Genomic DNA, 16,583 nt, shown 5'->3' with positions numbered 1-16,583 from the left:
TTCCCTCGGCACTGGCTGTTTTGCGTTATGAGAGTATGACCCTTTCGCAGACGGGCGATCGCCCGTCGCTTTCGGATTGCGGTTCAGGCGGCCGCCTTCGTCGATTCGTTGAAGAAGAGCGCCTGGCTGATAAGCGCCTTAACCATTTCCGGATTGAAGGGCTTCGTGACGAGGAAGGTTGGTTCGGGCCGTTCGCCGGTCAACAGCCTTTCGGGGAAGGCGGTGATGAAAATCACCGGAATGGCGGCGGTCTTCAGGATCTCGTTCACCGCATCTATGCCGGAACTTCCATCGGCCAACTGAATGTCGGCGAGCACCATGCTCGGCTTCGTTTCCTTGTAGAGGGCGATTGCCTCGTCCCGGGTCCGCGCGATGCCGGTGACGCGATGGCCGAGACTCTTGACCATCTGCTCGATGTCGATCGCGATCAGCGGTTCGTCCTCGATGATCATGATATCGGTCACAACCTGACGGGAGATTTCCTGCGATGCCCGTTCCAGAAGCGCGCTCAGTTTGTCTGCATCGACATCAAGCACCTCTGCAGCCTCGTTGGGGCTGAAGCCTTCCACCGACACCAGCAGGAAGGCCTGGCGTGCCAGTGGCGACACCGCCGCGAGGTTGACCGATGCCCGCTGTTCCCAGGCAAAAGGCGAAACCGGCTCGGGGATCAGGACCGAGGATGAGCCGAACAAGGACGTATAAAGGCGAAACAGGGAGACCCTGTCGTTGCTTGCTTCGGGAAAGATTGTCGTGTCCGCGATAAGAGCCTCAAGAACCGCGGCCACATAAGCATCGCCCGAGGTTTGCGAGCCTGTCAGCGCGCGGGAATAACGGCGCAAATAGGGCAGGAGCGGCGCGATCCGGTTAGACAGTGTCATACAGGACTCCCTCAGTCATCTCTTCGGTTCTTGTCTCGACGCGGAAACGCCCGGCCGAAAAAAAGGTTCCGCGCTGGAACATTTCATTTTTTTCCTGCGTTATGGTGCAGGCGAACTCTCTAAGGTGACGATTGCAAGATGAGATATAATTCAGGGGCAGGGCGGCCGATTGGCACAAGCTCGTCGACCGGTGATCCGAATGCACAGATCGCAGCGAAGCTGAAGGCGCTCTATCAATCAGTGCAGGAGGAGGCGATTCCAGCAAGGTTCCTCGATTTGCTGGAAAAGCTCGACGCAGCGGAACAACACTCGACTCTGCAAGGCCGATCGGTTCTGCAAGGGAGGGAGTAGGCGCCGAATGCCGTCCGAAAATCAAGAATTCAAGCGCGAGATGCTCGCCGCACTTCCCAGCCTACGCGCCTTTGCCATGTCGCTGATCGGCCGCCACGACCGAGCGGATGATCTCGTGCAGGACACGATCATGAAAGCCTGGGCGAAACAGGACCATTTCGAGATCGGCACGAACATGAAGGCTTGGCTCTTCACGATCCTGCGCAACGAACTCTACAGCCAGATGCGCAAGCGCGGTCGGGAGATCCAGGACAGCGACGGCCATTTCACCGAAACGCTCGCCCACCATCCCGAGCAATATGGTTCGCTCGATCTCCAGGATTTCCGGCGGGCTCTAGATCAGTTGCCACCGGACCAGCGCGAAGCGATCATCCTGGTCGGGGCATCCGGCTTCTCCTACGAAGAAGCTGCCAAGATCTGCGGCTGCGCGCTCGGTACCATCAAGAGCCGCGTCAATCGCGCGCGCCAGCGCCTTCAGGAAATTCTCCAGGTGCAAGGCGAGAACGACTACGGCCCTGACGAGACCTCGGCGCCCATTACCTCGCGCGCATTCGTTTCGTGATCTTCGTGCGCTCGTGAAGCCAGACCGTTGCAAGTCGTCGGCGGTCCTGCTTTTTTGCTTGGAGCACCAGTCACGGCGGTGAGGGCGGGAACCTTCTGCGGCGCCGCGCGTCTTTCAGACGCGCAAAGGACGCTGTAGCACTTTGAACTGCTGCATGTTTAACCTTAAATCGGGTGCGATTTAAGGAAACATGCAGTTGACCCTGATCGGTTCTGCTGCGGCGGGTGCGCGAGTTTGGAGTTGGACCGGATGCGCGAGAAGACCGAGGCGATGCTTCCAACGGTAGCGCAGGTGCTGGATGCCCGCGAACGGCTTGGCGTCCTGCATGCCGTCGTGCCCGACATGGCGGTGCCGGACAGCGACTTCGACGGGCTTGCGAAGCTCGCGGGAAGCCTGTTCAGCGCACCAATTGCGCTCGTCAGCCTCGTTGATAGTGAATGGCAATGGTTCAAGGCGGCCGTCGGAACGACGGACACGCGGCTGCGCTGCGACGAATCTTTCTGCCTCCACACGGTCGCGGATCCCGACGGCGTCTTTGTCGTGCTCGACGCGTCGCGGCACCCATTGTTTCGTCATCGGCCAAGGGTCACCGACGCACCGTTCCTGCGTTTCTATGCAGGCGCTTCCATTCTCTTGGACGGCCAGGCGGTCGGCACTGTCTGTGTTTTCGACGTGGCGCCGCGTAAGGAAATCGAGCCGAAATTGATCGATGAGCTTCGCCGGATTGCCGGCATTGCCGCATCACTGCTCAAGCTCAAGGACGAGTCGCGCCGGCGCGCGCTCAAGGAGGCGGCGCTTTCGCGCGAGGAACAGCGCCTCGCGATGGCGCTCGACGCAGCGAATGTCGGCAGTTGGCTTTGGGACATCCGCGCCGGCACGGTTGCGGGCAACAGCGCGATGATGCGCATGTTCGGGCTGCCGGCTGAACGCTCGGTCGGCGCCAGGGCGATCTTCGCCGCCATCCATCCGGACGACCGCATCTCGACGTTTTCCAAGCTCAGGCAGGCGATGGCCGCGAACGAGGAATATGACGGCATGTTTCGCATCGGCGACAGTGGGCGCTGGCTGCTCGGGCGCGGCAGGGTGCACGACCGCGACGGCAAGGGTGCTCCGCTGACCTTCCTCGGCATGACCATCGATGTCACCGACCAGCAGGCTGCGGTACAGCGGACGCGGCTTCTGCTCAAGGAACTGAACCACCGGGTCAAGAATACCTTGGCGATGTTGCAGTCGCTCGCCCGTCAGACACTTCGACAGACGAGCGATCCTGCCGAGTTCATGGCTGCATTCGCCGGCCGGCTTCAGTCCATCTCGGACGCGCACGGGCTGCTGTCCGACTACGAATGGGGCACGATCCGCCTGTCGGAACTGATATCGAAGCAGTTGCGCCCCTATGTCAGCGACTATGCCGAACAGGTCGAGATCCATAAGGACGAAATCCTGCTGGGGCCCGATCAGGCGGTTGGACTTGGATTGGTGCTGCACGAGCTGGCGACGAATGCACTGAAATACGGGTCGCTCTCGGTGCCGAAAGGCAAGGTCGTGCTGACCGCGCGGGGCGTCGTAGAAGACGGCGGCTCGGTGCTGCATCTAACCTGGACCGAGGTTGGCGGCCCGCCGGTTCGCGAACCGAGAAGGCGTGGTTTCGGCTCGATCCTGATCGAGCGCAGCCTCGACAAGGTCATAGGCAGCTCGGTCAAGGTCGAATATCTGCCGGCCGGCGTGACCGCGCTCATCCGGTTGCCGCTTTAACCATGGGTTGCGGCAGCGGGATGCATGCAGAAGTCAGCGCTCTTCATTGCGAGGGCGGCCTTTGCCGAGGCCGAGCACGGCTCCGACCGCAACGGCGGTCGCCACGGCGAGCAGCGGCTGCCTTCGCAAGATGCCGGCGGCAGCCACGAGTGCCAGATTCGTCTGCATCGCCAAGAGGCGCCGGCGCTCTTCGGCGAGCCGCCGGTCGCGGGCGCGAAGCCCTGCCATCACCGCGATTACGATCAACGCCGTCGCGAACAGAACGACGGCCATCGTCGCAGCCGCCGCCACCGGCGAGTAGCGCGCGGCGAGAAACAGCGTGACTGCTGCCAGCGCAAAGACATAAGCCGTGCCGAGCAAGGTCGCGATGATCGCCCATAAAATCGCGTTGCGCCTGTAGCGTGAGGTGGCTGCAGCCACGTCGGCTGCCAGCAAGGCGGACAAGGCGGCCCCCAGCGTTCCCATGCGAGTCACTCCGATTGCGTCGTGCGGGGCAGGAAGAGCGGCCTTCCTGCTGCAGATTGTTCACGCTGTGGAAACGCCTATCGGCGCAGAAGCGCAGCCGCGATAAGACCTATCGCCGCTGCGGCGCCGAGCGTCGCGATCGGATGCTCGCGCACTGCCCTGCGGATCTCCCTTTCCGTCCCGGAATAGCGGTCGCGCAAATCCGAGAGCAATTGCTCGCCGCTTGCCAGCAGATTTTCGAGATCGGCTTCGGCCCGATCACGCGCGCCTTTTGCTTTGGCTTTCGCATCCTGGGAAACCGCCGCCCCGCGCTCGCTGAACAGTCCGACGAGTGTCGCAATGTCCGCTCGAATTTCTTGGAGTTGGTCTTCGATGGGGGTTTCGCCGTGCCCGCCGTTGCGTTTCCTGGTGCTCGAACTCGAGAAAAGGCCCGTTGCCATGATGTGAGCTCCCTTTCGCTGCAACGCCGGCCAAGACAGCCGGCGCGTATTCCCCTCGGGCAAGAAGCGCCTCGCCCGACATTCAGCGGAACAACGCATGAAGGCGAGATTCGTTTCGATAAATCCTGCCGCTACCGCAAATAGCTCCTGGAAATAGCGAAAAAGCGTCCGGGAGCGATCAGATCGCCACCGATTGTGGCAGCACGAAAGGGATATCGCGCGCCGGAGTGACGTTGACCTGCATTCGGCATCCGAACACGGCTTCCATGGTCTCGTCGTTCAGAACCTCCCGCGGCGGTCCGCTCGCGCGGACGCGACCGGCCCTCATCATGACCATCTGGTCCGCGAACATCGCGGTCAGATTGAGGTCGTGCATGACGGCGATGACGCCGCCTCCGCGCTGGCAGAATTGGCGCGCAAGCTGCATGATTGTCAGCTGGTGGCGGATGTCGAGGCTCGATACGGGCTCGTCGAGCAGGAGATAGCGAGGCTCGCCATCGCTGACCGGGGCCGAGATCTGGCAAAGGACACGCGCAAGCTGCACGCGCTGTTGCTCGCCGCCCGAGAGCTCCTGATAGAAGCGTCCGGCAAAGCCCGCCAGATCAACGGCCTCGAGCGCATCGTCGGCAATGCGGTCTTTGGAGGAGTGGCTGCCTGCGTCGCCGGCCGAAAGGCCGAGACGGACGATTTCTCGCACGGTGAAAGAGAAGGAAATAACGGTCGATTGCGGCAGGACACCACGTTTAAACGCAAGCTCCCACGGCCTGAGGGCGGCGAGATCATGGCCGTTGATGGTGACCTTGCCGGTGACGGGCGAGAGTTCGCCGGAAACGGCCTTCAGGGTGGTTGTCTTGCCCGAACCGTTCGGGCCGACGATCGCCGTCATCGTGCCCGGAGCAGCATCGAACGAGACGCCATGGATCACCTGCCTGCCGGCAAGACGGACGGAGATATCGGAAACCGTGATCATGACGCGCTCTCAAAGTCCCATGTTCGATCGGCCGCGCAGCAGGATCCAGAGAAAGAAAGGCGCGCCGACGAAGGCCGTGATGATGCCGATCGGCAATTCGGCGGGCGAAACGATCGTCCGGGCCACCATATCGGCGAAGATCAGCATGGTGCCGCCGAGAAGCGCAGAGGCGGGCAGCAGGTAGCGGTGGTCGGGACCGATGACGAGGCGCAGCAGATGAGGCACGACGATACCGACGAAACCGATACCGCCACTGACGGCAACGGATGCGCCCGTCGCGGCCGCAACACTGAGGATTGCGATGTTCTTGAGGCGCTGGACGGGAATACCCATGTGGAACGCCGCCGCTTCGCCGAGCGTGATTGCGTTCAGGCCACGTGCCAGGAAGGGGACCACGGCAAGCGACATCAGGATGATCGGTGCGGCGGCGAGGATCTTTGTCCAGTTGGCGCCGGCAAGCGAACCGAGGCCCCAGAAGGTCAGGTCGCGCAGTTGCTTGTCGTCGGCAATGAAGACGAGCACGCCGGTGACGGCACCGGTGAGCGCGCCAAGCGCGATGCCCGCAAGCAGCATTGTCGCCACCGAAGTCTGGCCACCGCGCGTCGCAATGCGGTAGAGGAGCAGGGTCGTGGCAAGGCCGCCGAAGAAAGCGGCGACTGGAAGCGCGTAAAATCCGACGAGCGCAAAGAGCGGGCCGAACACGCTCGAACCGAGGACGATCAGCAGGACGGCGCCGAGACTCGCGCCGGACGAAACGCCGACGAGGCCAGGATCGGCGAGCGGATTGCGGAAGAGGCCCTGCATCACCACGCCGGAGACGGCAAGTGCCGCACCGACGAGCAAGCCGAGCACCGCCCGCGGCAGGCGAATGTCGAGGATGATGATGCGGTCGCGGACGCTCAGCGCCTGATCCGCACCCTCCGCGCCGGCCAGCCAATGGACTACATTGGAGAGCGAGGCGTCGGCGGCGCCGGTCATGATCGATGTGACGAACGTCGCCGTTGCAAGAACCGCGAGCACGACAATCAGCAGGCGCGCAAGACCCGAGCGGTTCCCCGCGCGCCATTCGCTGACGATATTGGCGGCGAAGGCAGGCGCGCGCATGCTGCCTTCCATCGCCTCACTGCGAGGCATTGGTCTTCTTTCCGTAGATTGCGTCGTTCAGTTCGCGGATGGCGCCGGCGGTGCGGGGGCCGAAGCCGAGCAGGTGCAGCCCGTCCATGCGGATCAGCGCCTTGTTTTTTGCAGCCGGCGTCAGACTCATCGCCGGCATGGCGAACAGTTCGTCGATGCCGGCCGATTCGCCGCCGCCCCGGGTCATCATCAGGACGACATCCGGCTTGGCTTCGATGATCGCCTCGTCCGTCAGGGCCTTGTAGCCCTGAAACGTCCCGGCCGCATTGACCGCGCCTGAAAGTTGGATGATGCCGTCTGCGGCCGTGCCAGTGCCGGATGCCAGGATCTTGCCGCCCTGCGTGCTGAGAATGAAGAGGACACGCTTGCGTTCGCTTTCGGGGCGCTTGGCTGCCTCCGCCAGCGCAGCATCGAGATCTTTCTCCACGGATTGGGCGAGCGCCTCCGCCTTGTCCTTCACGCCAAGAAAAGCGCCGACGGCGCGGATCTTCGCGACGATACCGTTTTTGTCGAAGGCATCGGGAACGCTGGTGAAGGGAATCTTTGCTTCCTTAAGCACGGCGAGCGCCTCGGGCGGTCCGCTGCCTTCGATCGCGACGATTGCCGTCGGATTGACGGCGATGATGCCTTCAGGTGCCAGTCGCCGCATATAGCCGACGTCCGGCAGCTTTGTCGCCGCTTCCGGATAGGTACTGGTGGAGTCACGACCGACGAGGCGGCTTTCTTCGCCGAGCGCGTAGATGATCTCTGTGATCGCGCCACCAACCGACACGACGCGGGAGACGTCCGGTTGCTGCATATCCTCGGCCATTGCCGGGCGCAGGAAAGAGGGGCTTCCGGGGGCCAGTGCCGGCAGCAACAGGGGCGCGGAGAACGCAAAGGCGGCAAGCGCGAGTTCCCAGCGGCGAAGGCGGCGGAAATCGAGACCGGTGATCATGAGCGTTCCTCAGGCTGCGACGATCGTGTTGAGCCGGGGCAGGGCTTCGACGAGGCTGCGCCATTCCGGCCGCTCGGCGAGGCCTTCCTTGCGCTTGCCGAAGAACTGGATGACCATCTCGCCCTTGGCGTCGAGTGCCTCGAGCGAGGTGACATGGCCGTCGGTCGTCGGTTTGCGGACCGCCCACAGTTCGGCGATATGGTCCGTGCGCAGATGCAGATGGAATGTCGGATCCATAACATTGAGCCACGGGCCCATCACCCCGATGCGGGCAACCGGACCGGAGTGGATCTGAATGACGCCGCGATTGCCGACGAAGCACATGATCGGCAGTTCAATTTCGGCGCTGCCGCGCATCATCGCCTCGACGCCCGTCGGATCGAGACGCCAGGCCAGGTCCTCGCCGACGGCATGCAGGGCTTGGCGCCGGCCGATGTTCAGGTTGCGCAACATGCCGTGGAACTGGTGGGTGTCGGTCAGTTTCGACCAGCGGTCCCGGAGCTCGTCGGCATCGACCGCAACATCGGACTTGTCGTCGCTCGTCGGTGCGCTCGCGTCGGCAACGAAGTCCTGCGATTGATCGTCCAGGCGGAGGTCCTCGACGATCCTGTCGTAGGCCGCTCCGTTCGAGGCTGGGCGCAGGTGGACCTTGTGGACGGCGTTGCCCCACTTGTCGAAGAATTGCAGGCTGCGGCGGACCTCCCCATTCGAGTCGGTCTTGCTGACGGCAAAGCCGTGGGCCCAGGCACTTGGGAAGATGCGCAGATCGATTTCGGCCCCCAGCACCAGGGCGGCTGCCTTCCCCGCCTTGATGTTCTCGTAGACGCCGATCTTCTCGTGGACCGCGCATTCGTTGCGCGTGAGCGCGAGTACTTCACCCAGGTCCTCGACCCGCTCCAGGAAACGGTTGGCGTCGCTATCGATGCGGACCGCCGCGAGGCCGCATTCGGCGGCAACGAGCGCAGCTTCCGAAACGCCGAGTTGCGCGGCGATATCGCGCTCGCGCAGCTTCGGATTGGCGGCGCGATAGGCACGGATTTCGGAAGGGGTTGGGCGAATGCTCTCGATCATTATCTTTTGCCTATTTGTTCAGGATCAGTTTGCCCTGACGGGTGATCCTCATCCGGTAGATCGTACCGTCATGGGAAATGAGGATCTCGCTATCGCCGCGGAAGAGATCGCGGCTCTCCACGATTCGCTGGTTTCGGTCCGCCAGTGTCGGCCGCGAGGGGCGCTCGGTATCGGTATCGTTAGGTGTCACGGTTTCGGCCAGTTCGCGAGGGACGAACCGGCTGTTTTCCGATTTCCTCCCCACGTATTCCTTTTATTATCTTGACTTCATTACTCATATTTCTTTAAGGACGCAATACCGGATTTTTATAGTCAAGTTTATGAGCGCGAGCTGTTTGAGGATTGCCGGGGCACGCGTGCAGATGTCGAGTGGTGTTGTGATGACGCATCCTTTCCGTTTCGCTCTTTCGGCCGTATTCGCGCTTTTTTCCGTGGCCGCGCCGGCCATCGCGCAGGAGGCGGCGGCTTCGGGCGGGCTCGCAATCGAGTTGAACGAGGTCGCGCCGTCGGAGAAGGGCTGCAAGCTGACTTTCGTTGCCGGCAACGCGCTGCCGCAGTCGCTCTCGAAAGTTTCGTTCGAATTCGTTCTCTTCGATCGGCAGGGACTGGTGGAACGAATGGCGGTGCTCGACTTCCGCGAGCTGCCCGCCGGCAAGACGAAGGTCCGCCAGTTCGATCTGCCGGGCACGAAATGCGAGTCGGTGAAGAGCCTGCTGATCAATGATGCACCGGCATGCGTCGGCGAGGGCGTTGACAAGAACGCCTGCATGACGGGTCTGAAGACCGGTTCCAAGTCGGCGGTCGAGCTTAAGGGCTGAGAGCCTCGGCCTTTTGACGTTGCCGATTGGAAGGCAAGCACAGATGAAGCACATCATGAAATGGGCCGCGGCCATCGGCCTTTCCTTGCTGGCGCATGCCGGTGGAGCAATGCTGCTGGAGCCTAGCGAGGACGATTTTCTGATGGCTGGCGGTGCGGCGACTGAGGTTACGCTACTTGGCAATGCCTTCGAGGAGGCGCTGCAGGCAGGAGAACCTCTGGACGCGGTCGAACCTATTGAGGACGCACCGGAGGAGGTGAAGCCGAGCGAAGCTTCGCCGACGGAAGAGATGGCGCAAGAGATCCCGCCGACAACGCCGGAGAGTGTCTCGAAACAGCCGTCCGACATTCCGCCGACGGAGGCGGATGTCATCGTGCCGGCGGATGAAATGCCGACGACTCAGGCCACCGACGCACCGGTAACAGCGAGCGTCGCGCCTGTCGAAACAGTAGTGCCGGAAGAGAAGCCGGAGCCAGAGAAGATCGAGAAACCGGAACCGAAGAAGGAGCCGGTAAAGAAGAAAAAAGTCGCACGCAAGAAGGCCGGCGAGGGCGGCGAACAGGCGAAAACGCAGGTCAAAGGCCAGGCGGACGGCGCAGAGAACGCCGCCGTCAGCGCGGCTACGGGCGAGAAGCGCGGCTCCGCCGCTCAGGAAGCTGGCAATGCCGCTGTTGACAACTATAAGGGCAAGGTGCGGCGCAAGCTCAGTCGGACAAGGCGTTATCCGGCCGAAGCCAAGCGCCAGGGTCTACGCGGCGTTGCTCATGTGCGCTTCACCGTTACGTCCAATGGCGGTCTGGCGAGCGTCAGCTTGGCGAAAAGCGCCGGCTCGCCGATCCTCGACGAAGCGGCTCTCGATGCCGTGCGCCGCGCCGCTCCCTTCCCGGCGATCCCGGCCGGAGCCGGACGCGACAGTTGGGTCTTCACCATTCCGCTTGAATTCAAACGCTAAGTCAGCGCACGCGCGTGAAGAACGGGAATTCACCGCCGCCCGTCTAGCGGCCGGTGAGTGGCACCGGACACTCGCTAAAAAAGTTCGAAAAAAATATGAATTAAAAACTCATGTTTATACTTTACTCTGATTATCAAGTTTAATAGGTTGCCGCCGTCACGCAACCGTTCGGTGTGTGCTCTGAATCAATCGCGAGGGCGATCCAACGGCGAAGCGCCGGAGACGCGGAACAAGATGGAGAGGAATGCATGCGCGGTAAGCGGCAGAACGCAGGCAAGGGCGGCAAGGGCAAAGCGGCGAATGCAGCAACCGAACAGAGGCCCGATGCCGGCAAGGCGACCCTCGAGGGTCGCAGCTTCCTCTATGTCGGCGGCAGAGACTGCCAGGTTGCCCATCTGCGCGAGATCGCCAGTTCCTTCGGCGCGGAGTTGATCCATCATGACGGGGGACTGCGCGAAGCCGTGTCACGCATCGACCGCGTCCTTCCCTCGGTCGACTGCGTCTTCTGCCCCATCGATTGCATCAGCCACGATGCGTGTCTTCGCGTGAAGACCGGCTGCAAGAAGTGGGGCAAGGCCTTCGTGCCACTGCGCAATGGCTCGAAATCGAGTCTCGAGCGAGCGCTGCAGGATCTGACCACCAACAGCCGCGACGGCTAACCAAAAAGCGAAGTCACGCGTGCGCAGGGGCGCGTCGTGGCTGGAGAACCGACAATGAATGATGAGCGTCCCGATCACATGACGATGATCGGCCTTCACAAGCTGGCCTCGCAGTTCGGCGATGGACTGGTGCCCGAACTTTACGAGTTGCTGACCCGCCGGGCCCGCATGCTGGAGGAAAATCCGAACGTCGCCGAGTTTCCGACTTGGCAGGCGCGGCAGCCGGGCAGGGATCCTCTCGGCCTTGCGTCACCGCTTGAGGGCGCTATCCTGCCGTTCCCGAGCGTCGGGAGCGACGCTCCCTTGAAAAAAGATCGTGCATAGAGCAATTCCAGGGAAAGTGTGTAACGGTTTTCCGTCCGGAATTGCGTAATTTCAAAGAGTTAGAGCATTTCATCGTTTCGAGGAAACGATGAAATGCTCGGGAGCGACGACATGTACTTCGCCATGAACCGTTTCCGCATTGCGATCGGCCGGGAAGCGGCGTTCGAGGCCATCTGGAAAGGCCGGGACACGAGCTTGGCCGAAATGCCCGGCTTCATCGCCTTCCACCTGCTTCGCGGGGAGAGCGTGCCGGAAGAGGGCTATACGCCCTTCATTTCGAAATCGACCTGGGAAAGCAAGGACGCTTTCATCGCCTGGACGAAGTCGGAAAATTTCCGCGCGGCGCACCGGAGCGCCGGCGACAACAAGGCCATGTATCTCGGCCCACCGAAATTCGAAGGTTATTCCGTGGTCGAGGGCGCGTGAGCGACGCTTTTTAGCTCGCGCTCGACGGCAGAAATGCCCCGAGCGTCACGGCGAGCCAACCCGCCATCATCGTCAGTCCACCGAGCGGTGCCGACATCGGAAAAAGGCCATGGCCGAGGGCATGGCGCGCCGCGAGATCGCCCGCGAAAAGCGCAGTGCCGGCGGCCAACAACAGTGCGGCGATCGCGGCCGTGCGGAAATGGGCCCATCCGGCATGGAGTGCGACGAGTGCCGGCGCATGGGCGAGGCACATGGCGGAGGCGCTGCCGAGAAGTCGTGGATCGGCGCCATGCGATGCCGCCGCCGCGGCCGCGACACCGGCAAGTCCCATCAGCCCCGCAATGAAAAGCACGGTCGAGCGCGCTGCGCTGTTCGGCATCGATAGCTATTCCTTGTTCTGCATGTGATAAGCGAGCCGCGTGATCGGTTCGAGAATGACTGCCCGCAATTTCGGATGGGCAACGGTCTCCTCAAGCGCGCGTGTGAAGCAAAGAAGCCATTCGTCGCGCTCGGCCGGGCCGATCTCTGCGATGAAGTGCCGGCGTCGCAGCATCGGATGACCGCGTTTTTCCACATAGATCGGTGGCCCGCCGAGCCAGCCGGTCAAGTATTCATAGAGTTTCTCCTCGCTGCCCGAGAGGTCCGGCGGATGAACGGCGCGACAGCGGGCGGCTTCCGGGAGGCTGTCCATCAGCGCGTAGAAGCGCCGTGTAAGCGCGCGAACCGTGGCGTCGCCGCCGATCGCTTCGTAAAGAGTTGTCGTTTCGGTTCCCGCCATATCGTCGTCCTTTGCCGGATTGGTATAACGCGACCCGCCTTCCGACAATCTCTTTCACTGTCTTCTCTTTGCGGCGTTTCATCGCGTCGAGCCAAGTACATACTTGACAAACCGTCCAGACGGTATCTTTATGGGGTATGACAAACGCTCATCGCAGGAAAAAGCAGCCGGAGCACGTTCGCCAGCAATTGCTGGAGGTCGCCGCGCGCCTGTCGCTGGAGCAGGGCATCGGCGCCGTGACGCTGGACGCGGTGTCGCAGGCCGCCGGCGTCAGCAAGGGCGGGCTGCTGCATCATTTTCCGAACAAGCTCGCCCTGCTCGACGGCCTCTTCGATGAACTCGTCGCGCGCTTCGATCGGGCGATCGAGGCGGCAATGGCGAGTGACGATGTCGAGCAAGGGCGGTTTACGCGCGCCTATCTGACGGTCTGCTTTGCGCTCGAGGCGGAGGCGGAAGGGAAGGGATGGCAGGTGCTGACGATCGCGTTGCTCGCCGAGCCGCATCTCAAAGCGCGCTGGCGCGATTGGGTGGCGCGACGGGCGGCTGAGTTCGCAGCGACCGATTCCTCGCCGAGCTGCCTTCTCGCCCGTTTTGCTGCCGACGGTGTCTGGCTGGCGGACCTGCTTGAGAGCCACAAGCTCGATGCACCGGCCCGAGCGATTCTGCTCCAGAACCTCAAGGCGCTTTCACTGCAATAGGCAAGAAGTCGGAGCAGACCGCTCTCAACCACTCCACCGGAGACGTCCCATGAACCCCGCCATGCTTTATACGGTCCTGGTGATCGCCATCGTCTTCGAGGTGCTCGGCACCTCCGCCATGCAGGCGGCGCAGCATTTCTCGCGGCTGACGCCCACGGTGATCATGGTCCTGTGCTATGGTGTCGCTTTCTTTTTCCTCTCCTTCACGCTGCGCTATATTCCGGTCGGCATCGCCTACGCCCTGTGGAGCGGCCTCGGCATCGTGCTGATTTCTGCCGCCGGCTATCTCGTTTTCGGTCAGAAGCTCGACCTGCCAGCCGTATTCGGGCTGGCGCTCATCATTGCCGGCGTGCTGGTTCTCAATCTCTGTTCCAAGTCGACGTTTCACTGACCCGTCGACGATGCCTTTCGAACGGTGTTTCGGGTCGTGCGCCAGCTGGTGTCAGCAATCAGCGCGGCGTCCCTGCAACTTTTCGCTACAGACTACGCTGGGAAAACCCCTGAATTTCATTGAAATGGCCGATCTGTTTCAATAGCATCGCCCGCGTCCCTTCTTTGGATGCGGTATGGAAGCATTCCATCCGATCTCCCTGATAACGCGAAGGAATTTTTGGAATGCAGGCGGTTTTCGACGGCCATAACGACGTGCTTCTGCGCCTTTGGCAGCACGGGCGCAGCGGAGGCGATCCGGTAACCGAATTCGTCGAGGGAACCGACAAGGGCCACATCGATGCGCCACGCGCCAAGCGGGGTGGCCTCGCCGGCGGTCTTTCGGCAATTTACATTCCATCGGGCGATCTGGTGCTGAAGACGCCGGACGAAAACGGCCACTACGCCACTCCTCTGTCCGCACCGCTTGACCGTCTGCCGTCGCTTGCTACGGCGATGGAGCTTGCCGACATTGCCGTGAGACTCGATCGTGCGGGGGCCTGGAGGCTTTGCCGCTCGACCGCGGAAATCCGGTCGGCGATCGCGGACGGTATCTTCGCCTCGGTCCTGCATATGGAGGGCTGCGAGGCGATCGGGCCCGACCTTTCGTCGCTCGAAACCTTTTATGCGGCCGGGCTTCGCTCGCTGGGTCCGGTCTGGAGCCGTCACAATGTTTTCGGCCACGGCGTGCCGTTCGCCTATCCCATGTCTCCGGACACAGGCCCGGGACTGACCGAGGCGGGCTTCGAGCTGGTGCGCGCCTGCAACCGGCTCGGCATCCTGATCGATCTGGCACACAGCACCGAGCAAGGTTTCTGGGATGTGGCGAAGACCACCGACCAGCCGCTTGTCGCCAGCCATTCCAATGCCCATGCGCTGACACCGGTGGCGCGCAATCTCACCGACAGGCAGCTCGATGCCGTGCGCGAAAGCCGCGGGCTTGTCGGTCTCAACTACGCGACGACGATGCTTCGCCCGGACGGCCAGGAGAATGCGGCAACGCCTCTGTCCGCCATGGTGCGTCATGTCGATTACATGATCGAGCGCATGGGGATCGATTGCGTCGCGCTCGGTTCGGATTTCGACGGCGCGACCATACCGGAGGAAATAGCCGACGCGGCAGGTAACCAGAAGCTCGTTGCCGCACTTAAAGACGCCGGATATGGTGAGTCCGAACTGGCAAAGATATGCCGGGAGAACTGGCTGAGAGTTCTGGGACAGGCATGGCACGAGGCTGCCTGATCCTGTGAAGAAAGGCCCGGAAAAGGGCATAAAACGAGGGAACTGCAAAAAATGATGCACAAGCTCAATGGACGTTTTCGACTGCTTGCCGCTTCGGCAGCACTTGCCATGGTGATGGTCGCTTCCCAGCCTGCCTTCGCAGAAACGCCGAAGGACACGCTGGTCGAAGCCTTCGCATTCGATGACATCATCACCATGGATCCCGGCGAAGCCTTCGAGCTTTCGACCGCCGAAATGACCAGCAACACCTACAGCCTGCTCGTCCGCCTGGACCTCAACGACACGACCAAGGTCGTCGGCGATCTCGCGGAAAGCTGGACGGTTTCCGATGATGGCCTGACCTATACGTTCAAGCTGAAATCCGGTCTGAAATTCGCCTCCGGCAACCCGATCACGGCAGAGGACGTCGCCTATTCGTTCGAGCGCGCCGTGAAGCTCGACAAGAGCCCGGCCTTCATCCTCACCCAGTTCGGCCTCAACGGCGACAACGTCACCGAAAAGGCGAAGGCGGCCGACGAAACGACCTTCGTCTTCACCGTCGACCAGGCCTATGCACCGAGCTTTGTCCTCAACTGCCTGACCGCGACGGTTGCTTCGGTTGTCGACAAGAAGCTGGTGCTCGAGCACGTCAAGGCCGTGACCCCGACCGAGGACTACAAGTATGACAACGACTTCGGCAACGAATGGCTGAAGACGGGCTATGCCGGTTCCGGGCCGTTCAAGCTGCGCGAATGGCGGGCGAACGAAGTCGTCGTGCTGGAGCGCAACGACAACTATTACGGCGAACAGGCGAAACTCGCCCGCGTCATCTATCGGCACATGAAGGAAAGCTCCGGCCAGCGCCTGGCGCTCGAAGCCGGCGACGTCGACGTTGCTCGCAACCTGGAGCCGGGCGACTACGAGGCCGTGGCGAAGAACGGCGATCTGGCAACGACCAGCGCAGCGAAGGGCACGGTCTACTACATCAGTCTCAACCAGAAGAACGAGGCATTGGCGAAGCCCGAAGTGCGCGAAGCGTTCAAGTACCTTGTCGACTACGACGCGATCGGCTCGACCCTGATCAAGGGCATCGGCGAAATCCACCAGAGCTTCCTGCCGAAGGGGGTTCTGGGCGCGCTCGACGAGAACCCCTACAAGCTGGACGTCGCCAAGGCCAAGGAACTGCTGGCAAAAGCCGGCTATCCCGACGGCTTCTCCGTCACCATGGACGTCCGCAACACCCAGCCGGTCACCGGCGTTGCCGAGTCCTTCCAGCAGACGCTGGGTCAGGCCGGCGTGAAGCTCGAGATCATCCCCGGCGACGGCAAGCAGACTTTGACGAAGTACCGCGCCCGCAACCACGACATGTATATCGGTCAGTGGGGCATGGATTATTTTGATCCGAACTCGAACGCCGAAACCTTCACCAGCAACCCGGACAATTCCGACGAAGGCAAGAACAAGACGCTCGCCTGGCGCAACGCCTGGGACGTTCCGGAACTGACGAAGAAGACCAAGGAAGCGCTGCTTGAGCGCGATAGCGCGAAACGTGCCGAGACCTACAAGGAACTCCAGAAGACTGTGCTCGCGGAGAGCCCGTTCGTCATCATCTTCCAGCAGACGGAAGTTGCCGGCCTTCGCGGCAACCTAAAAGGCCTCAAGCTCGGTCCGAGCTTCGACACCAACTACGTCTGGAACGTCTCCAAGGAATAACCCGA

General features: G+C 62.0%; 22 protein-coding genes. 12 read left to right on the top strand and 10 right to left on the bottom strand.

The features are described 5' to 3' along the window. Nucleotides 1–83: 83 nt before the first annotated feature. A complete protein-coding gene (locus tag RB548_RS14195) occupies nucleotides 84–878 on the bottom strand; it encodes a response regulator (RefSeq protein ID WP_331371928.1) in 795 nt (264 codons plus the stop codon). A gap of 138 nt (nucleotides 879–1,016) precedes the next feature. Between RB548_RS14195 and RB548_RS14190 the strand changes: the two genes are divergently transcribed. From RB548_RS14190 to RB548_RS14180, 3 genes are all read left to right on the top strand, one after another. Continuing rightward, nucleotides 1,017–1,229: a NepR family anti-sigma factor gene (locus RB548_RS14190; RefSeq protein ID WP_331371927.1), complete on the top strand. Its 213-nt coding sequence runs from the start codon at nucleotides 1,017–1,019 to the stop codon at nucleotides 1,227–1,229. A gap of 7 nt (nucleotides 1,230–1,236) precedes the next feature. Beyond that, nucleotides 1,237–1,791 carry an RNA polymerase sigma factor gene (locus RB548_RS14185; protein WP_225106431.1) on the top strand — a complete coding sequence of 185 codons (555 nt, stop codon included), beginning with the start codon at nucleotides 1,237–1,239 and terminating at the stop codon, nucleotides 1,789–1,791. Nucleotides 1,792–2,040: 249 nt separating this feature from the next. Then, a complete protein-coding gene (locus RB548_RS14180) occupies nucleotides 2,041–3,543 on the top strand; it encodes a sensor histidine kinase (RefSeq protein WP_331371926.1) in 1,503 nt (500 codons plus the stop codon). 33 nt (nucleotides 3,544–3,576) lie between these two features. On the opposite strand, the gene RB548_RS14175 is transcribed toward RB548_RS14180, so the two are convergent. The 7 genes from RB548_RS14175 to hemP all read right to left on the bottom strand — a co-directional run bounded on the left by RB548_RS14175 (nucleotide 3,577) and on the right by hemP (nucleotide 8,804). After that, nucleotides 3,577–4,008 carry a hypothetical protein gene (locus RB548_RS14175; RefSeq protein ID WP_331371925.1) on the bottom strand — a complete coding sequence of 144 codons (432 nt, stop codon included), beginning with the start codon at nucleotides 4,006–4,008 and terminating at the stop codon, nucleotides 3,577–3,579. A gap of 77 nt (nucleotides 4,009–4,085) precedes the next feature. Continuing rightward, on the bottom strand, nucleotides 4,086–4,448 hold the full coding sequence (locus tag RB548_RS14170) for a hypothetical protein (RefSeq protein WP_331371924.1): 363 nt from the start codon (nucleotides 4,446–4,448) through the stop codon (nucleotides 4,086–4,088). A 178-nt stretch (nucleotides 4,449–4,626) separates the two neighbouring features. Further along, the gene (locus tag RB548_RS14165) at nucleotides 4,627–5,418 is read right to left on the bottom strand and encodes a heme ABC transporter ATP-binding protein (RefSeq protein WP_331371923.1); all 792 of its coding nucleotides are present in this window, start codon (nucleotides 5,416–5,418) and stop codon (nucleotides 4,627–4,629) included. 9 nt (nucleotides 5,419–5,427) lie between these two features. Then, nucleotides 5,428–6,552 carry a FecCD family ABC transporter permease gene (locus RB548_RS14160; RefSeq protein ID WP_331371922.1) on the bottom strand — a complete coding sequence of 375 codons (1,125 nt, stop codon included), beginning with the start codon at nucleotides 6,550–6,552 and terminating at the stop codon, nucleotides 5,428–5,430. After that, nucleotides 6,539–7,489, bottom strand: a complete 951-nt coding sequence (locus tag RB548_RS14155; RefSeq protein WP_331371921.1) for a heme/hemin ABC transporter substrate-binding protein — start codon at nucleotides 7,487–7,489, stop codon at nucleotides 6,539–6,541. The genes RB548_RS14160 and RB548_RS14155 overlap by 14 nt, the downstream gene beginning before the upstream one ends. A 9-nt stretch (nucleotides 7,490–7,498) precedes the next feature. Further along, nucleotides 7,499–8,560 carry a hemin-degrading factor gene (locus RB548_RS14150; RefSeq protein WP_331371920.1) on the bottom strand — a complete coding sequence of 354 codons (1,062 nt, stop codon included), beginning with the start codon at nucleotides 8,558–8,560 and terminating at the stop codon, nucleotides 7,499–7,501. 10 nt (nucleotides 8,561–8,570) lie between these two features. Continuing rightward, nucleotides 8,571–8,804 carry a hemin uptake protein HemP gene (hemP, locus tag RB548_RS14145; protein WP_331371919.1) on the bottom strand — a complete coding sequence of 78 codons (234 nt, stop codon included), beginning with the start codon at nucleotides 8,802–8,804 and terminating at the stop codon, nucleotides 8,571–8,573. Between the two features lie 136 nt (nucleotides 8,805–8,940). Between hemP and RB548_RS14140 the strand changes: the two genes are divergently transcribed. From RB548_RS14140 to RB548_RS14120, 5 genes are all read left to right on the top strand, one after another. Beyond that, nucleotides 8,941–9,378, top strand: coding sequence for a hypothetical protein (locus RB548_RS14140; protein WP_331371918.1), 438 nt, complete (start codon nucleotides 8,941–8,943; stop codon nucleotides 9,376–9,378). Nucleotides 9,379–9,421: 43 nt separating this feature from the next. Further along, nucleotides 9,422–10,330, top strand: a complete 909-nt coding sequence (locus RB548_RS14135) for an energy transducer TonB family protein (RefSeq protein WP_331371917.1) — start codon at nucleotides 9,422–9,424, stop codon at nucleotides 10,328–10,330. A 248-nt stretch (nucleotides 10,331–10,578) separates the two neighbouring features. Continuing rightward, on the top strand, nucleotides 10,579–10,989 hold the full coding sequence (locus RB548_RS14130; protein ID WP_331371916.1) for a DUF2325 domain-containing protein: 411 nt from the start codon (nucleotides 10,579–10,581) through the stop codon (nucleotides 10,987–10,989). A gap of 54 nt (nucleotides 10,990–11,043) precedes the next feature. Then, nucleotides 11,044–11,313: a hypothetical protein gene (locus RB548_RS14125; RefSeq protein ID WP_331371915.1), complete on the top strand. Its 270-nt coding sequence runs from the start codon at nucleotides 11,044–11,046 to the stop codon at nucleotides 11,311–11,313. Nucleotides 11,314–11,424: 111 nt separating this feature from the next. Then, the gene (locus RB548_RS14120; RefSeq protein WP_331374973.1) at nucleotides 11,425–11,739 is read left to right on the top strand and encodes an antibiotic biosynthesis monooxygenase family protein; all 315 of its coding nucleotides are present in this window, start codon (nucleotides 11,425–11,427) and stop codon (nucleotides 11,737–11,739) included. A 10-nt stretch (nucleotides 11,740–11,749) separates the two neighbouring features. Here RB548_RS14120 and RB548_RS14115 read toward each other — a convergent pair whose 3' ends face one another. Next, nucleotides 11,750–12,118: a DUF423 domain-containing protein gene (locus RB548_RS14115; RefSeq protein WP_331371914.1), complete on the bottom strand. Its 369-nt coding sequence runs from the start codon at nucleotides 12,116–12,118 to the stop codon at nucleotides 11,750–11,752. Between the two features lie 6 nt (nucleotides 12,119–12,124). Next, nucleotides 12,125–12,517: a globin domain-containing protein gene (locus RB548_RS14110; protein WP_331371913.1), complete on the bottom strand. Its 393-nt coding sequence runs from the start codon at nucleotides 12,515–12,517 to the stop codon at nucleotides 12,125–12,127. A gap of 137 nt (nucleotides 12,518–12,654) precedes the next feature. Between RB548_RS14110 and RB548_RS14105 the strand changes: the two genes are divergently transcribed. The 4 genes from RB548_RS14105 to RB548_RS14090 all read left to right on the top strand — a co-directional run bounded on the left by RB548_RS14105 (nucleotide 12,655) and on the right by RB548_RS14090 (nucleotide 16,578). Beyond that, nucleotides 12,655–13,215 (top strand): TetR/AcrR family transcriptional regulator, encoded by a 561-nt coding sequence (locus tag RB548_RS14105; protein WP_331371912.1) that lies wholly within the window; start codon nucleotides 12,655–12,657, stop codon nucleotides 13,213–13,215. Between the two features lie 49 nt (nucleotides 13,216–13,264). After that, nucleotides 13,265–13,606, top strand: coding sequence for a DMT family transporter (locus tag RB548_RS14100; RefSeq protein ID WP_331371911.1), 342 nt, complete (start codon nucleotides 13,265–13,267; stop codon nucleotides 13,604–13,606). Nucleotides 13,607–13,830: 224 nt separating this feature from the next. Next, nucleotides 13,831–14,886 (top strand): dipeptidase, encoded by a 1,056-nt coding sequence (locus tag RB548_RS14095; RefSeq protein WP_331371910.1) that lies wholly within the window; start codon nucleotides 13,831–13,833, stop codon nucleotides 14,884–14,886. Between the two features lie 51 nt (nucleotides 14,887–14,937). Next, on the top strand, nucleotides 14,938–16,578 hold the full coding sequence (locus RB548_RS14090; RefSeq protein WP_331371909.1) for an ABC transporter substrate-binding protein: 1,641 nt from the start codon (nucleotides 14,938–14,940) through the stop codon (nucleotides 16,576–16,578). Nucleotides 16,579–16,583: the final 5 nt, after the last annotated feature.

Source organism: Sinorhizobium chiapasense (genome assembly GCF_036488675.1).
In the GTDB taxonomy this organism is placed as follows: domain Bacteria; phylum Pseudomonadota; class Alphaproteobacteria; order Rhizobiales; family Rhizobiaceae; genus Sinorhizobium; species Sinorhizobium chiapasense.
The sequence above is the reverse complement of the archived record's forward strand: the minus strand, read 5'-3'. Positions and strand labels throughout refer to the sequence as shown.

Excerpts from the sequence above, each read along its gene's own strand:
- RB548_RS14195 (WP_331371928.1), bottom strand. The coding sequence starts at position 878 with ATGACACTGTCTAACCGGATCGCGCCGCTCCTGCCCTATTTGCGCCGT.
- RB548_RS14190 (WP_331371927.1), top strand. The coding sequence starts at position 1,017 with ATGAGATATAATTCAGGGGCAGGGCGGCCGATTGGCACAAGCTCGTCG.
- RB548_RS14185 (WP_225106431.1), top strand. The coding sequence starts at position 1,237 with ATGCCGTCCGAAAATCAAGAATTCAAGCGCGAGATGCTCGCCGCACTT.
- RB548_RS14180 (WP_331371926.1), top strand. The coding sequence starts at position 2,041 with ATGCGCGAGAAGACCGAGGCGATGCTTCCAACGGTAGCGCAGGTGCTG.
- RB548_RS14175 (WP_331371925.1), bottom strand. The coding sequence starts at position 4,008 with ATGGGAACGCTGGGGGCCGCCTTGTCCGCCTTGCTGGCAGCCGACGTG.
- RB548_RS14170 (WP_331371924.1), bottom strand. The coding sequence starts at position 4,448 with ATGGCAACGGGCCTTTTCTCGAGTTCGAGCACCAGGAAACGCAACGGC.
- RB548_RS14165 (WP_331371923.1), bottom strand. The coding sequence starts at position 5,418 with ATGATCACGGTTTCCGATATCTCCGTCCGTCTTGCCGGCAGGCAGGTG.
- RB548_RS14160 (WP_331371922.1), bottom strand. The coding sequence starts at position 6,552 with ATGCCTCGCAGTGAGGCGATGGAAGGCAGCATGCGCGCGCCTGCCTTC.
- RB548_RS14155 (WP_331371921.1), bottom strand. The coding sequence starts at position 7,489 with ATGATCACCGGTCTCGATTTCCGCCGCCTTCGCCGCTGGGAACTCGCG.
- RB548_RS14150 (WP_331371920.1), bottom strand. The coding sequence starts at position 8,560 with ATGATCGAGAGCATTCGCCCAACCCCTTCCGAAATCCGTGCCTATCGC.
- RB548_RS14140 (WP_331371918.1), top strand. The coding sequence starts at position 8,941 with ATGACGCATCCTTTCCGTTTCGCTCTTTCGGCCGTATTCGCGCTTTTT.
- RB548_RS14135 (WP_331371917.1), top strand. The coding sequence starts at position 9,422 with ATGAAGCACATCATGAAATGGGCCGCGGCCATCGGCCTTTCCTTGCTG.
- RB548_RS14130 (WP_331371916.1), top strand. The coding sequence starts at position 10,579 with ATGCGCGGTAAGCGGCAGAACGCAGGCAAGGGCGGCAAGGGCAAAGCG.
- RB548_RS14125 (WP_331371915.1), top strand. The coding sequence starts at position 11,044 with ATGAATGATGAGCGTCCCGATCACATGACGATGATCGGCCTTCACAAG.
- RB548_RS14120 (WP_331374973.1), top strand. The coding sequence starts at position 11,425 with ATGTACTTCGCCATGAACCGTTTCCGCATTGCGATCGGCCGGGAAGCG.
- RB548_RS14115 (WP_331371914.1), bottom strand. The coding sequence starts at position 12,118 with ATGCCGAACAGCGCAGCGCGCTCGACCGTGCTTTTCATTGCGGGGCTG.
- RB548_RS14110 (WP_331371913.1), bottom strand. The coding sequence starts at position 12,517 with ATGGCGGGAACCGAAACGACAACTCTTTACGAAGCGATCGGCGGCGAC.
- RB548_RS14105 (WP_331371912.1), top strand. The coding sequence starts at position 12,655 with ATGACAAACGCTCATCGCAGGAAAAAGCAGCCGGAGCACGTTCGCCAG.
- RB548_RS14100 (WP_331371911.1), top strand. The coding sequence starts at position 13,265 with ATGAACCCCGCCATGCTTTATACGGTCCTGGTGATCGCCATCGTCTTC.
- RB548_RS14095 (WP_331371910.1), top strand. The coding sequence starts at position 13,831 with ATGCAGGCGGTTTTCGACGGCCATAACGACGTGCTTCTGCGCCTTTGG.
- RB548_RS14090 (WP_331371909.1), top strand. The coding sequence starts at position 14,938 with ATGATGCACAAGCTCAATGGACGTTTTCGACTGCTTGCCGCTTCGGCA.